Source organism: Aliidiomarina haloalkalitolerans, assembly GCF_003987315.1.
Taxonomy (GTDB): Bacteria; Pseudomonadota; Gammaproteobacteria; order Enterobacterales; family Alteromonadaceae; genus Aliidiomarina; species Aliidiomarina haloalkalitolerans.
Map to the genome: position 1 here is coordinate 448,877 of NZ_PIPI01000001.1, position 13,252 is coordinate 462,128.

The 13,252-nt window shown below is 47.8% G+C and carries 15 protein-coding genes; 12 read left to right on the forward strand and 3 right to left on the reverse strand.

Annotation, left to right across the window (positions count from 1 at the left end; translation table 11 throughout):
* Positions 1–199: 199 nt before the first annotated feature.
* On the forward strand, positions 200–763 hold the full coding sequence (locus CWE06_RS02100) for a hypothetical protein (RefSeq protein WP_126790699.1): 564 nt from the start codon (positions 200–202) through the stop codon (positions 761–763).
* Positions 764–853: 90 nt separating this feature from the next.
* Here the strand turns inward: CWE06_RS02100 and CWE06_RS02105 are convergent, their stop codons facing one another.
* From CWE06_RS02105 to CWE06_RS02115, 3 genes are all read right to left on the reverse strand, one after another.
* Entirely contained in the window at positions 854–1,411 is a 558-nt protein-coding gene (locus tag CWE06_RS02105; RefSeq protein WP_126790701.1) for a fasciclin domain-containing protein, read from the reverse strand.
* A 106-nt stretch (positions 1,412–1,517) separates the two neighbouring features.
* A complete protein-coding gene (locus CWE06_RS02110) occupies positions 1,518–2,390 on the reverse strand; it encodes a substrate-binding periplasmic protein (protein ID WP_126790703.1) in 873 nt (290 codons plus the stop codon).
* 28 nt (positions 2,391–2,418) lie between these two features.
* Positions 2,419–2,787: a hypothetical protein gene (locus CWE06_RS02115; protein ID WP_126790705.1), complete on the reverse strand. Its 369-nt coding sequence runs from the start codon at positions 2,785–2,787 to the stop codon at positions 2,419–2,421.
* 371 nt (positions 2,788–3,158) lie between these two features.
* On the opposite strand from CWE06_RS02115, the gene ccoN reads away from it, so the two are divergent.
* The 11 genes from ccoN (at position 3,159) to ttcA (ending at position 13,247) form a co-directional block, all read left to right on the forward strand.
* Complete coding sequence (gene ccoN / locus CWE06_RS02120; protein WP_126790707.1) at positions 3,159–4,595, forward strand: cytochrome-c oxidase, cbb3-type subunit I; 1,437 nt, start codon at positions 3,159–3,161, stop codon at positions 4,593–4,595.
* Between the two features lie 13 nt (positions 4,596–4,608).
* Positions 4,609–5,217: a cytochrome-c oxidase, cbb3-type subunit II gene (ccoO, locus tag CWE06_RS02125; RefSeq protein WP_126790709.1), complete on the forward strand. Its 609-nt coding sequence runs from the start codon at positions 4,609–4,611 to the stop codon at positions 5,215–5,217.
* A gap of 2 nt (positions 5,218–5,219) precedes the next feature.
* Positions 5,220–5,402: a cbb3-type cytochrome oxidase subunit 3 gene (locus CWE06_RS02130; protein ID WP_126790711.1), complete on the forward strand. Its 183-nt coding sequence runs from the start codon at positions 5,220–5,222 to the stop codon at positions 5,400–5,402.
* On the forward strand, positions 5,395–6,342 hold the full coding sequence (gene ccoP, locus CWE06_RS02135; RefSeq protein ID WP_126790713.1) for a cytochrome-c oxidase, cbb3-type subunit III: 948 nt from the start codon (positions 5,395–5,397) through the stop codon (positions 6,340–6,342). The genes CWE06_RS02130 and ccoP overlap by 8 nt, the downstream gene beginning before the upstream one ends.
* Positions 6,343–6,409: 67 nt before the next feature.
* Positions 6,410–6,943, forward strand: a complete 534-nt coding sequence (locus CWE06_RS02140) for a FixH family protein (RefSeq protein ID WP_126790715.1) — start codon at positions 6,410–6,412, stop codon at positions 6,941–6,943.
* A gap of 69 nt (positions 6,944–7,012) precedes the next feature.
* The gene (locus CWE06_RS02145; protein WP_241972443.1) at positions 7,013–9,448 is read left to right on the forward strand and encodes a heavy metal translocating P-type ATPase; all 2,436 of its coding nucleotides are present in this window, start codon (positions 7,013–7,015) and stop codon (positions 9,446–9,448) included.
* Positions 9,449–9,460: 12 nt separating this feature from the next.
* Positions 9,461–9,691 carry a cbb3-type cytochrome oxidase assembly protein CcoS gene (gene ccoS / locus CWE06_RS02150; protein WP_126790717.1) on the forward strand — a complete coding sequence of 77 codons (231 nt, stop codon included), beginning with the start codon at positions 9,461–9,463 and terminating at the stop codon, positions 9,689–9,691.
* Positions 9,688–10,353 carry a sulfite exporter TauE/SafE family protein gene (locus CWE06_RS02155; RefSeq protein WP_126790719.1) on the forward strand — a complete coding sequence of 222 codons (666 nt, stop codon included), beginning with the start codon at positions 9,688–9,690 and terminating at the stop codon, positions 10,351–10,353. The genes ccoS and CWE06_RS02155 overlap by 4 nt, the downstream gene beginning before the upstream one ends.
* Positions 10,354–10,422: 69 nt before the next feature.
* The gene (gene fnr / locus CWE06_RS02160) at positions 10,423–11,160 is read left to right on the forward strand and encodes a fumarate/nitrate reduction transcriptional regulator Fnr (protein WP_126790721.1); all 738 of its coding nucleotides are present in this window, start codon (positions 10,423–10,425) and stop codon (positions 11,158–11,160) included.
* A 116-nt stretch (positions 11,161–11,276) separates the two neighbouring features.
* Complete coding sequence (gene uspE, locus CWE06_RS02165; RefSeq protein ID WP_126790723.1) at positions 11,277–12,200, forward strand: universal stress protein UspE; 924 nt, start codon at positions 11,277–11,279, stop codon at positions 12,198–12,200.
* Positions 12,201–12,284: 84 nt separating this feature from the next.
* Positions 12,285–13,247, forward strand: a complete 963-nt coding sequence (gene ttcA / locus CWE06_RS02170) for a tRNA 2-thiocytidine(32) synthetase TtcA (RefSeq protein ID WP_126790725.1) — start codon at positions 12,285–12,287, stop codon at positions 13,245–13,247.
* Positions 13,248–13,252 lie beyond the last annotated feature (5 nt).

The window sequence follows — 13,252 nt, forward strand, 5'->3', positions numbered from 1 at the left end:
TGCCTTCTACCTCGAAAAGATGGATAGCTTATGCCCTGCTAGCAATACTATGATTGATTCTTAAGACTCTAAGCATAGCAAATTTGTTGTAATCAGGTGTAACGAAATCGTTAAAAAACATTTCAAGGTCGGATTTCCGCTTTGACCACCATTTTGTTATGGTTAGGACTGATTAAATCACCCAATAAGAAGGTTTACTATGAGTATCGTTGCGGCATTCATGTTAAGTAGCACAGTTTCAATCCCCACTCACGACGCATTTTTTGACAATATCCGACAATACTGTGGACAAGCGTTCGAAGGTCAAGTGGTCGAAGACAATTTTAAAGGGGTAGAAACCTTTACTGAGAATCGACTCGTGATGCACGTACGTGAATGTAGTGATAATGAGCTGCGGATTCCGTTTCACATTGGCGATAACCATAGTCGGACTTGGATTCTAACCAAGACGGGTTCAGGTATTTCTTTGAAGCATGATCATCGCCAGCCTGATGGTAGCGACGATGATGGCACCATGTATGGCGGCCATACTGTTGATGCCGGTTGGGAATTCGCGCAATCATTTCCGGCCGATCAATACTCAAAAGAAGACTTCATTCGTCGTCAAATCCCACAATCGATCTGGAATACCTGGCACATGTATATATATCCGGGTAATTTCTTCAGTTACCGTCTGACACGAGAAGGCCGAGAGTTGCGTGTCGATTTCGATCTGACTAATCCAGTTGAGCTGCCCCCTACGCCATGGGGCTATGAAGACTAACTCGAAACATACTGCACAAGTAGAAGCATTGAGTAAAAATAAAAACGGGCGCTAAAAGCGCCCGTTTGCGTCTCACGAGTCTCACAAATTTTATTCGCTAGGAATTAGCACGCTGTCAATAACGTGAATAACGCCGTTGTCTGCGTCGATATCAGCAGTCACAACACGAGCATCGTTAATGCGCACGCCGTAGCTGCTGGCACGAATGCTTAACGAACTACCCTGCACCGTTTCTGCGTAGGTGTCGCCATTAATATCACCACTCATTACTTTACCTGGAACAACGTGGTAAGTAAGAATTGCGATGAGCTGGTCGCGGTTTTCTGGCTGTAACAAGCTTTCAACCGTGCCTTCTGGTAATTGCGCAAAGGCTTCATCGGTCGGCGCAAATACTGTAAATGGCCCTTCTCCAGCCAGTACGTCTACCAAGTCAGCAGCATCAAGCGCTGCAACTAAGGTGTTGAAGCTACCATTGTTTGCCGCAATCTCAGCGATCGTCCCTTTTTTCTTATCGCTGTAATCTTTTGAACCGTATTCAGAACGCTCTTTCTGGCGATCGCCACCGTGATGATCAGCAATTGCGACGCCAGTTAAAGCCAAACCTGAAGCAAACGTCATTGCTAGGGTAAGAAGATTCAATTTTTTCATCTTAAAGTTCCTCATTTCCTGGGGGAGAATTGTTGTTGCCCACTAGAAACGGAACGAAAGCCGAATTTAGATTACTTTTCACGCAAACTTTTTTGTAAAGATTACGTTAACGCGCAGCTTCTAATAATAAATTAGCCAAGTTTTCACCGAGGTGCTCATGCATAATCTCACGATAACGTTCGGTTAAAGTGAATCCGCCTTCAGCAGCAAAGAACGCCGTCAGTAAAGGCGCCCAGTCATTATCTAGAGGCATAATAATGCCAAAGGTCTCACCGGGATCATCAGCTATCGAGTGATGACGGATTGCTGCCCCGCCCGCAACTGCCCGCCAATAATTATAAGCGTCGATATAGCTGTAATAATGACCACTGGCAACGGCTTCGATGATCTCTGGGTTACTTGTAGCGGCCCGAACTTCGGCATCCGGTTGATAGCGATCACGCAACTGCTTAATGCGAGTTTCATGTAAAGTACCAGCAAATGCCATCGGTTGGAGGCCAGTAAAAACCTGTGGAAACTCGTCAAAGCTAGTGAGCTCGGCAGTCTCTGCCGGGGAAATAAGAACGGCTACATTTGTCATATAAGGTGGCGAGAATTGCAGCTCTTGGCGACGGGCTTCTGTAATTGTCACATTGCCTAAGCCAAATACACCGCCGCTCGCATTGCGAATTCGTTGGTAAAATACAGACCAATTTTCTTCTTCGACAAAGTTGAGATTAATTCGCGCAGCATGATAACGCTCAAACCAGCGCACAAACTCATGCATGATGTCGACGGTGACGCCGGTTAACTCACCTTGTTCGTTGCGAAATGCAAAACCATCAGCGTTCACGTACAACACTTTTAGCGTTACCTCAGTCGGGCCTGTGGAGTCACTGCGATATGGCCCGCTGTCGACCGTATTTGAGTTTGGGCTACAGCCTACAAGCAAAACCAATGTGGCAATTAGAAGCAGCCATGAACGACGAATAGAAGACATTAGAATAGTCCTGTAATGTAAAATTAAATTACCAGCTAGACTGGAACGGAATAATGAGAGTGTGCCGATCGCCGGCGATGTTTTCAACGTTGAGGCGTAAATTCCACACCATATTAGGGTCACTGCAGGCGCCGAGTAACAATTGTGCCTGCCATGTGGCAGACGTAGCTAGCTCCTCATCGGCGTCACGTTGTTCCCAGACAACTGGTATTCGCCCCATATACATCGACACGCCAACAATATCACTCATGATCGGTTGCACAGCCGCTGGCGTAACTAGGGTTAGTTCTAAGAGTTGTTCGACAGTCATAGAAAGGTCGCTTGTGAACAGGTAGAGGTCACCGTCGGCGAATTCAGCAGGTAATGGTACCCGACATTGGTGGTAAGCTTGTTCCAAATCTGTGCCTACAGTGCAGAACTGGTTGTTACCAATGTAAACCTCTGGTTCACCCCCACAGGCTCCCAAAAGAGGTATTAAGGCAAGAGCCAGAGTGCATCTGCAAATTCCTATTAACTGCATAATAATGTTCTCTTTTTCAGCAAAAGAATTATTAATGTTAATCCGACTCATAAGTTTTACTACAAACGACCTACCCAATCGGGATTAGTTTGATCTTTATCATGCTTTCGGGGTATTGATCGGCTGTATTTTCGGGCCGAAAACCCTTACAATCCGAGTTGAAATGCATAACCATATCAAATTACTAATTTTTGTGGTTATGGTTCATACTCACTGTCTGTTCTGCAAACTACAGCGGATTAATAATAATGAGCACAACTTCCAATCAGCCTGTCGACTATAACCTGAAAGTCGTTAAACAGTTTACTGTGATGACGATTATTTGGGGAATTATCGGAATGGTCGTCGGTGTCTTAATTGCTGCGCAACTTGTTTGGCCTGCGCTGAATTTCGATACACCGTGGTTAACCTATTCTCGTCTACGTCCATTGCATACGAACGCGGTAATTTTCGCCTTCGGTACCAGTGCATTGTTCGCCACCGCCTACTATGTTGTTCAGAAGACCTGTCAAGTTCGACTGTTTTCTGACCGCCTCGCAGCGTTTACATTTTGGGGCTGGCAAGCGGTTATCGTATCTGCGGTAATCACGTTGCCACTGGGCATCACAACCACGAAGGAATATGCTGAACTTGAGTGGCCAATTTCAATTCTAATCGCAATCGTTTGGGTCGCGTTTATTATTGTCTTCTTTGGCACCTTGGCAATTCGTCGAACTTCACACATATATGTGGCCAACTGGTTCTATGGCGCATTTATGATTGCCGTTGCCATGCTGCATATTGGTAACAACCTGGCAATTCCAGTGTCGTTCTGGAAGTCGTACTCTATCTACTCTGGCGCAGTCGATGCCATGATGCAGTGGTGGTATGGCCATAACGCGGTCGGCTTCCTGCTGACAGCCGGTTTCCTCGGTATGATGTACTACTTCGTGCCGAAACAAGCCGAGCGTCCTGTCTATTCGTATCGTTTATCGATCGTGCACTTCTGGGCCTTAATCACTATTTATATTTGGGCCGGCCCACACCACTTGCATTACACTGCGCTGCCAGACTGGGCACAGTCAGTGGGGATGGTCATGTCGGTGATCCTTTTCGTACCGTCTTGGGGTGGTATGATCAACGGTATCATGACCCTGTCAGGTGCATGGCACAAATTGCGGACTGACCCAATTCTGCGCTTCTTGATTGTCTCCCTGTCGTTCTACGGCATGTCGACATTCGAAGGCCCAATGATGGCGATCAAATCGGTTAACGCGTTATCGCATTACACCGACTGGACCGTTGGTCATGTTCACTCAGGTGCTTTAGGCTGGGTTGCCATGATTTCCATCGGTGCTATCTATCACTTGATTCCAATTTTGTTCGACCGCGAGCGTATGTACAGCATCAAGCTGATCAACATGCACTTCTGGTTACATACCATTGGCGTTGTCCTTTACATCGTTGCAATGTGGATCTCCGGCGTCATGCAAGGTCTTATGTGGCGTGCAGTTAACTCTGACGGCACCCTGACTTACAGCTTCGTTGAGAGCTTAGAAGCGTCGTACCCATTCTATTTCGTTCGCTTCGTCGGTGGCGTGTTTGTCGTCGCGGGTATGCTGATTATGGGTTACAACGTTTGGAAAACCATCCGTTCTGATAAAGTCCGTAGCAATGAGCCGTTAGCTGCGGCGCAACCGGCGTAAAGGAGGCTAAATCATGAGTAAAAATAAACATGAGAAGGTCGAGAAGCACGTCGGCTGGTTCGCGGTCTTTTCAATCATCGCAATTTCAATTGGTGGTCTCGTAGAGATCACCCCCCTACTGTTCCAGAAGCAGCTACAAGAACCAGTGAAAAACCTGCGCCCGTATACTGCCCTTGAACTTGAAGGTCGTGACATTTACATCCGTGAAGGCTGCGTTGGCTGTCACTCGCAAATGATTCGCCCTTTCCGAGCGGAAACTGAGCGCTATGGTCACTATTCAGTCGCTGGCGAGCACGTTTGGGAACATCCACATTTGTGGGGTTCAAAACGGACTGGCCCTGATCTTGCTCGCGTTGGCGGCCGTTATAGTGATGAATGGCACTATGTGCACTTAGTGAATCCACGCGCAGTCGTTCCAGAGTCAAATATGCCAGCCTATCCATGGCTTGCAACGAACACCCTCGACGGCAAGTTGACTGCTCGGAAGATGCGTGCTTTCCAACGTCTTGGTGTGCCGTACACGGACGAAGACATTGACGGTGCGCAAGCTGCTGTACAAGGGAAAACAGAGATGGAAGCGTTAATCGCTTACCTGCAATCCTTAGGAACAGCGTTGAGGTAATCATGGGTGCTGAATTTCAGGCGGTTCACACAGCCTTGGTGTTCTTAGTCATCATTATTGTGATTGTTTGGGCATTTTGGCCGAAAAACAAAGATAAATTTGAGCACGACGCAAATTCGATCTTCGAAGAAGATAAGAAGAAAAACGTCAAACGCTCACAACAGGAGTCAGATAAAGATGAGTAGCTTCTGGAGTTGGTGGATAATCGTACTCACCCTCGGGTCGTTGGTCGCTATTGGCCTACTACTCTGGTGGAACATGAAGAACTTCACGGATGTCGAAGAAGGCGAAAGTATGGGGCATGAGTTCGATGGTATTATCGAACTGAATAACCCATTGCCGACATGGTGGACGGTTCTATTTTGGATTTGTTTAGCTTGGGGTTTGCTCTATTTAATCCTCTATCCTGGTTTAGGTAATTTCCCAGGTTTGTTTAAATGGCAAAGCGCGAACCAATTCGTGTTATCGCTTGACGAATCACGTCAAGCGGCAATCGATTCACGTGAAGCTGGTCTGAACATTCAATATGACGCCGAACGTCGTCGCGCTGATGAAGTCTACGGTCCAATCTTCCAGCAATACGCAAGTATGGCTATTGAAGAGATTGCTCAAGATCGCGACGCCCTACGTATTGGTCAGCGGTTGTTTTTACAAAACTGTGCCCAGTGTCACGGCTCTGACGCACGCGGTGCGCAAGGCTTCCCCAACCTAACCGATGGCGTGTTTAACTGGGGTGCCTCAGCACAACAGATTCACACCACCATTATGGACGGACGTCAAGCTGCAATGCCTGCCTTCGGTGAACAACTAGGTGAACGTGGCATTGAAGAAATGACGGCCTACGTGCTTAGCTTGAATGGTCGTATTGTTGACCGTGAACTTGCTCGCGCCGGTGAACAGAATTGGATGGTTTGTGCGGCTTGTCACGGCCAGGATGCGAAAGGCAACCCGGCTCTAGGTGCACCAAACTTAACCGATAATGTATTCATTTACGGAGCGACAGAGCGCGCAATTGCAGAAACGCTGCGCTATGGTCGCAACGGTGTCATGCCAGCATGGAAAGACATCCTAGGTGAAGACAAAGTGAAAATCTTATCCGGTTACGTATTAAGCTTAGCCGAATAACACAGTCACTTGATAGGCATGGAAGCCCCGCTCGTCGGGGCTTTCTGTTATTCAACTCGAGAACACTATGACGACAAAACAGCAAACGAATCACAGCAACGCTAACAACCATACTCCTTGGTACAAAGTGACTTGGGTTTGGTACATTATTTTCATGAAATTCGCCGTTATTACAGCGTGTATCGTTACTGCAATTTTGATATATCGGAATCCGATTTCGATGGTTGTTGACGACTACTACAACGAAGGCCGTAGTATCAATCTTCAACTGCAGCGTGTTGCCATCGCAGAAGAACGGAATATTTCTTTTTATGCTGAGTTTAAAAACGATAACCTCGAGCTTCGTTTTCGCTCGGGTGCACCGAATGACGGTTCTGCCTTAGTCGTCACATTCTATCATCCAACCACTCAACAGTATGACTTTGAACTGCGTATGACTCAAAGCGGTGATGGCGTATATCGGCAAATGCTACCGCGCGAACTCGATGGCCATTGGCGACTCGACATCGAACCTTTTGATCGCGAGTGGCGAGTTAGCCAGAATATCCACTTACCAGTCAGCCAGCGAATTACGATTTTGCCGGTGAACTACGGTATTTAACGCTTATCGCGTGCTCGACAAAGCAGTCATTGCGCAGTTGCTAAAAAGGTCATAACTCAGTAGGTCGATGTGAGTACAACAACAGCTTGTTTTCATTGTCATCAACCGGTACCACGCGGGGTTGATTTAAGTGTCGAAATTGACGGCCAAAGCGAGCCGATGTGCTGCTATGGATGTCAATCAGTGGCGGCGACGATCGTCGACCAAGGACTGACCCATTTCTACAAGTTTCGCGAGAGTAAACCTGGTGAACTAATTCTCGTTCCCGATGAACTGCAGGCTTTGGCGAGTGAACTAACACGCTATGACGACCCAGACATTCAACAAGAGTTTGTGCATAGCGACGGTGACCGGCAGTCGGCAACATTAGCACTCGAAGGCATGACTTGCGCTGCCTGTGCATGGTTAATCGAACGCCAGCTTATGAACTCCCCCGGTGTCAGCAAAGTTGTTGTTAACTCTGCTACCGAGCGCCTCTACGTTGAGTGGCAGGCAGAAGCAACTCGCCTCAGTCAAATTCTGCAGGCAATTCATCAAGTCGGCTATAAAGCCCTGCCTTTCCAACAAGCTGACTTAGAAGCCACTTATGAGAAGAAGCGGCGTGGCTACATTCGTCGTCTCGGCGTTGCTGGTATTGCCTCGATGCAAACCATGATGGTTGCGTTCGGTTTGTATTTTGACGACATTGATGACACCACTCGCCTTTACTTCTGGTGGGTCTCACTGCTCTTTACCGCGCCCGTGATTGTTTACAGCTGCCAACCATTTTTTGTCAATGCGATTAAAGCCCTTAAGGCGCGAAGTTTGAATATGGATGTGCCGGTGGCACTGGCCATGGCCATCGCTTTTGTCGCGAGCTTTTATGCGACAGTGACTGACAGTGGCGAAATCTACTATGAATGCGTCACTATGTTTGCCTTTTTCTTGCTGTCCGGTCGTTTTTTAGAAATGCAAGCGCGGCATAAAGCGGTAGCAAACGCTGCAAACTTAATGAAATTGATTCCAGCGATAGCAGAGCGCCAAACCGACGACGGTTGGCAACAAGTCATGGTGAAATATCTCGAGCAAGGCGATGTCATTCGCGTTAAGGCTGGTGAAGCAATACCCGCCGACGGTGAGTTACTAGAACAAGAAGCTTGGTGTGACGAAGCCTTGTTGACCGGTGAAAGCCGTCCGGTACAAAAGAAATATCTCGACACTGTATTTGCCGGTGCGATTAACCAAGAACACCCCATTACCATCCGTATTCAAGCGACCCGGCAAGAAACCTTGTTGTCCGGCATTATTGCGTTACAGGACAGCGCTCTCGAACAGAAACCTCGGTTTGTTCGACTGGCAGATATTGTGAGTCGCTATTTCGTTGCGGCAACCTTGATCATTACCACCCTCACCTATATCGCATGGATGTTCGTCGACCCGTCGAAAGCGTTCTGGGTTATGTTGGCAGTGCTTGTTGCAACCTGTCCTTGCGCACTTTCCCTTGCCGCACCAACCGCAATGAGCGGTGCGGTGAGTCGCCTCAATCGCAGTGGCATTCTAATGAAGCAAGCGGTATTGCTCGAAGCATTGCCGAAAATGAAAACCTTGTGCGTCGATAAAACCGGCACGCTCACGCATGGTAAATTTGCGATTATCGAACGCTACTACCCGCCGACAACACACAACCAGCCGCCGACAACACACAACCAGGAACTGCTTGATCCAGCACGGGTTGAAACCCTAGCTGCGAGTCTTGAAAGTTATTCTGAACACCCGATCGCACGACCGCTACAGCGACTCAGTACGCATGTGGCAGCAAGCGGCGTTGAAAACCATCCAGGTTTTGGTTTATCAGGTTTTATTGAAGGTCTTGAGTATCGCATCGGTAGTCTCGAGTTTATTCGCCAATGGCACCCGAATTTTGAACTAGCGCTGCCGCAAGCAAACGTTATTCTAGCCTCGCGTGAGCAAGTATTAGGTGCTTGGCAAGTCGATGACCAATTACGTCAGGACACCGCTGTAACGCTTGATTGGTATCGCCGCCACGGCTTCCGTATTGTTATGCTAACGGGCGACTCCCATGAGCGCGCAACTAGTCTGGCCGCAACGCTAGCGATTGATGAAGTTCATGCAGGCTTAAAACCTGAAGACAAATTGACGGTACTGCAAACTTTGCGTGAGCAAGGTCCTGTGCTGATGGTCGGCGACGGTATTAACGACGGTCCAGTTTTAGCGGGAGCAGACGGCTCGGTCACTTTTGCTACCGGCTCTGACCTCGCGAAAACCAGCAGTGATGTGGTTATTCTCACGGGGGAGCTCGCAGCTCTGCGCCGTTTGCACGACACCGCCCGTTTGACACGCCGTGTGATTCGACAAAACTTCACCTGGGCACTTGGCTACAACCTCGTTATTCTGCCATTAGCCGTGACTGGTCATGTTGGTCCCTTACTTGCTATGCTTGGCATGTCTGCTAGCTCGTTGATCGTGATGACAAACTCGCTGCGCTTAATGCGTGATGCTCGCTAAACCGGAGTCGCAATGGAAATACTACATCTCATGGTGCCGATTGCCATCATCCTCGTGGTGATTGCGATTGTGATTTTCTTTTGGGCGGTACGTAGCGGCCAATTCGATGATCTTGAACGTCAAGGCTACAATATTCTGTTAGACGACGATCAGCCCAAACGGAAAAAATCGACACGCCAGCAAAGCCAGACCGATGCTGACAAAAACGATGAAAAACACGACAGCGACAAGGACTCCCAGTGACAATTGATTGGCTCGCCGCGCTAATAATGGGTTTGGCTGGCAGTGGCCATTGTTTAGCCATGTGTGGCGGCCTTGCCGCTGCCATGGGCATGAATCAGTCACCTGCCCGCCTATTACTCTACAATCTAGGCCGCATCAGTAGTTATGCAATCGCTGGTTTGTTGATCAGTGGCGCGCTGTTCTCGGTGACTGCGCTCTATCCCAATGCCCTTATTTATTTGCGCGGGCTTGCCGGCGTCATGATGATTCTACTGGCACTTTATTTAATCCGCTGGAACGGCGCTTTAATCTGGCTAGAACGACTGGGTGCTGTGCTTTGGCGCCGAATTCAACCGCTCACTCGGAAATTACCGCAACAAAACCGTCGCGGCGGCCAAATTTTTCTGGCCGGTATGCTTTGGGGCTGGCTACCGTGTGGCTTGGTTTACAGCGCATTGGCATGGGCTGCATTAAGTGCAAACCCTGTTCAAGGTGCAGGCTTCATGCTTATTTTTGGGCTTGGAACCTTTCCTGCTATGTTTTTAACCGGTGTCTTAAGCCATAGACTTTCGCATATCATCGCTTCAAAAGGATTTCGTTGGATTGCAGGTCTACTTCTTTTGGGGTACGGTATAGCAACACTCTGGATTGCGATTCAGCAGTTGCAGCGAATGGTACATTAAACTGAGCCGACAGGTGTAGTCGACAAACATTTACGGTAGAATATCCGCTCAGTCTTTTAAGGAGTCAGCATGGCCGGTGAGTCTAAGCTCAACAATCACATTAACTGTCAGAATTGCAGCATTAGTCAGTTGTGTCTGCCATTCACGCTAGATGCTAACTCTCTCGACCGCCTTGATTCGATGATCGAGCGTAAACGCCCCTATCAACGCGGCGATGCGCTTTTCCGAGCCGGTCAGCCGTTGCAAGCGCTCTATGCTGTACGCTCGGGAAGTATTAAAGGCTACACACTCAACGACGCGGGTGAAATGCAAATTACTGCATTTCATTTACCAGGCGATTTAGTCGGCTTTGAAGCTATTGGTAGCGGCAAACATCATGGTTATGCTGAAGCCATGGAAACATCAATGATTTGTGAAATTCCTTATCACAACCTCGAATCATTAAGTGGCCAAATCCCTGAACTTCGCCGGCAATTAATGCGTCTCATGAGCGACGAAATTAATGCGGATAAACGCATGCTAACCCTACTGAATACACGCACCGCTGAACAACGGCTGGCGACCTTCCTGATCGAGTTATCCTCGCGTTTTCGTACGCGCGGCTTGTCATCGAAAGAATTTCGCCTAACCATGACTCGTGCAGAAATCGGTAATTATTTGGGTTTGACCGTTGAAACGGTCAGTCGCCTACTCGGTAAATTTCAAAAATCGGATCTCATCGCGGTTGATGGACGCTTGGTATCATTGAAACAAATCAATGCCTTATGTGACCTTGCGGGTTTGCCAGGTATTCCTTGCGACGACTAACAACAGCCAACTCCCATTGGAAACTTTGATTTAAACCAATCTTCTTGTTAAAAAACGTGCGAATTTATGTACTTGCGCTATGCTAGTGGAAACAGTGTAGCGCGAGGAATGCTCGTATGTTTCAGAATATTTTAGTTGTTCTCGATCCCAACCATAACCAACAAAAAGCGTTAGCGCGGGCTTTGCACATTGCCAAGCTTCAGCCAGCCCGCTTGACCTTGTTCTTATCGATTTATGATTTCGCTTATGAAATGACAACCATGCTTTCAGGTGAAGAGCGCGAGCAAATGCGCCTGGGTTTAGTCAAAGAACGCGAACAGTGGATCAAAAGTGTCTTAGCTCAGTATGAAGCAGAACAGCACAAAGTGGATATTTTGGTGCAATGGCATCATCGGCCTTTCGAAGCAATTATACGCACCGCGATTGAAGGCAATTACGACTTGATCATTAAAGGAACGCGTAAACATGACACCTTACAGAGCGTGATTTTTACGCCAACCGATTGGCACTTATTGCGCAAAGCTCCGCAACCTGTCTTGTTAGTGAAAGATCACGACTGGCCACAGCATAGTTCTGTACTTGCTGCAGTTAATGCGGGAAGTGATAGTGAAATTCATCAAACACTCAACCATAAAATCCTCAAAGCGGCCGGTTACATTAGCAAAAAACTCAACTCACATTTACATTTAGTTAATTGCTACCCCGGCGCACCAGCCGCTATAGCCGTTGAAATACCTGAGTTCGACACTCATCAATATCAACTTAATGTTCGAGAGCATCATGAAAATGCGTTAGCGGAAGTGGCACGCCATGCCGAAGTCAGTTTTAGTGGATTACACCTCCGTGAAGGCATTCCCGACGACGAAATTCCGCAAGTTGCCAAAGAGCTTGACGCTGAACTCGTTGTTCTCGGCACCATTGGCCGCACTGGCATAACCGCAGCCTTACTCGGCAACACAGCTGAACATGTTATTGAGCAGTTGGATTGTGACCTTTTAGCAGTAAAACCTGAGGGATTTAAATCACCGATTAGCAGTTAATCGAAAGTACAGGAATTGCTTTCCGATTAGGCCGGCAGGTATACTACCCGGCCTATTTTCTATGCTACTTTTTGGGAATCCATCATGAGTCAAGTTGTGCAAACTCACGCTACAGCGAACGCCCCTACAGGTGAAACTTCGCGTCGTTCTTACAGCTTTAATAAGCTAGAAAAACGCATTCGGCGTGCTGCAGGTAAAGCAATTGACGACTTTGGCATGATCACGGATGGTGATCGCGTCATGGTTTGCCTTAGTGGCGGCAAAGATAGCTATACCTTATTAACAACTCTACGTTATTTGCAAAAAGTAGCGCCGATTCAATTTGATATTATTGCGGTTAACCTGGACCAGAAACAACCAGGCTTTCCAGAACATATACTGCCCGCTTATCTGCAGCAGGAAGGCGTCGACTTTCGGATTATTGAAGAAGACACCTATGCCATTGTGAAAGAGAAAATTCCGGCGGGTAAAACAACTTGTTCGCTCTGTTCTCGCCTGCGCCGCGGCATTCTTTACCGCACCGCGAAAGAGCTTGGTGCAACAAAAATTGCCTTAGGTCACCATCGTGACGACATTATTGAAACCCTCATGCTGAATATGTTTTATGGTGGCGCACTGAAATCAATGCCGCCTAAGCTCGTCAGCGATAACGGTGAGCACGTGGTTATTCGCCCGCTCGCTTATGTGCGTGAGAAAGACATCGCTAAATATGCGGCACAAATGGAATATCCGATTATCCCTTGTAACTTATGCGGTTCGCAGGAGAATCTGCAACGGAAAGTGATTAAAGATTTATTGAAAACCTGGGATCGTCAATACCCTGGACGCATTGAAAGCATGTTTAAAGCCATCACCAATGTCGTACCCAGTCACCTTGCCGACACCAGCCTATTTGCATTTAAGGATCTAGTCGCGGACGGTCAAGCCAATGCCTTGGGCGATACCGCATTTGATCAAGCGCCAGTTGGCGACCCAAGCGTCTTTCTAGATGACGAAGAGCGTCAGGAACAAGCTGCACAACCCATTCAGATCACAGCTTTGTCCTAACGATT

Bases quoted from the DNA above. Each gene is read 5' to 3' on its own strand.
- ccoN (WP_126790707.1), top strand. From the start codon at position 3,159: ATGAGCACAACTTCCAATCAGCCTGTCGACTATAACCTGAAAGTCGTT.
- ttcA (WP_126790725.1), top strand. From the start codon at position 12,285: ATGAGTCAAGTTGTGCAAACTCACGCTACAGCGAACGCCCCTACAGGT.
- ccoS (WP_126790717.1), top strand. From the start codon at position 9,461: ATGGAAATACTACATCTCATGGTGCCGATTGCCATCATCCTCGTGGTG.
- uspE (WP_126790723.1), top strand. From the start codon at position 11,277: ATGTTTCAGAATATTTTAGTTGTTCTCGATCCCAACCATAACCAACAA.
- ccoP (WP_126790713.1), top strand. From the start codon at position 5,395: ATGAGTAGCTTCTGGAGTTGGTGGATAATCGTACTCACCCTCGGGTCG.
- CWE06_RS02130 (WP_126790711.1), top strand. From the start codon at position 5,220: ATGGGTGCTGAATTTCAGGCGGTTCACACAGCCTTGGTGTTCTTAGTC.
- CWE06_RS02100 (WP_126790699.1), top strand. From the start codon at position 200: ATGAGTATCGTTGCGGCATTCATGTTAAGTAGCACAGTTTCAATCCCC.
- CWE06_RS02105 (WP_126790701.1), bottom strand. From the start codon at position 1,411: ATGAAAAAATTGAATCTTCTTACCCTAGCAATGACGTTTGCTTCAGGT.
- ccoO (WP_126790709.1), top strand. From the start codon at position 4,609: ATGAGTAAAAATAAACATGAGAAGGTCGAGAAGCACGTCGGCTGGTTC.
- fnr (WP_126790721.1), top strand. From the start codon at position 10,423: ATGGCCGGTGAGTCTAAGCTCAACAATCACATTAACTGTCAGAATTGC.
- CWE06_RS02140 (WP_126790715.1), top strand. From the start codon at position 6,410: ATGACGACAAAACAGCAAACGAATCACAGCAACGCTAACAACCATACT.
- CWE06_RS02110 (WP_126790703.1), bottom strand. From the start codon at position 2,390: ATGTCTTCTATTCGTCGTTCATGGCTGCTTCTAATTGCCACATTGGTT.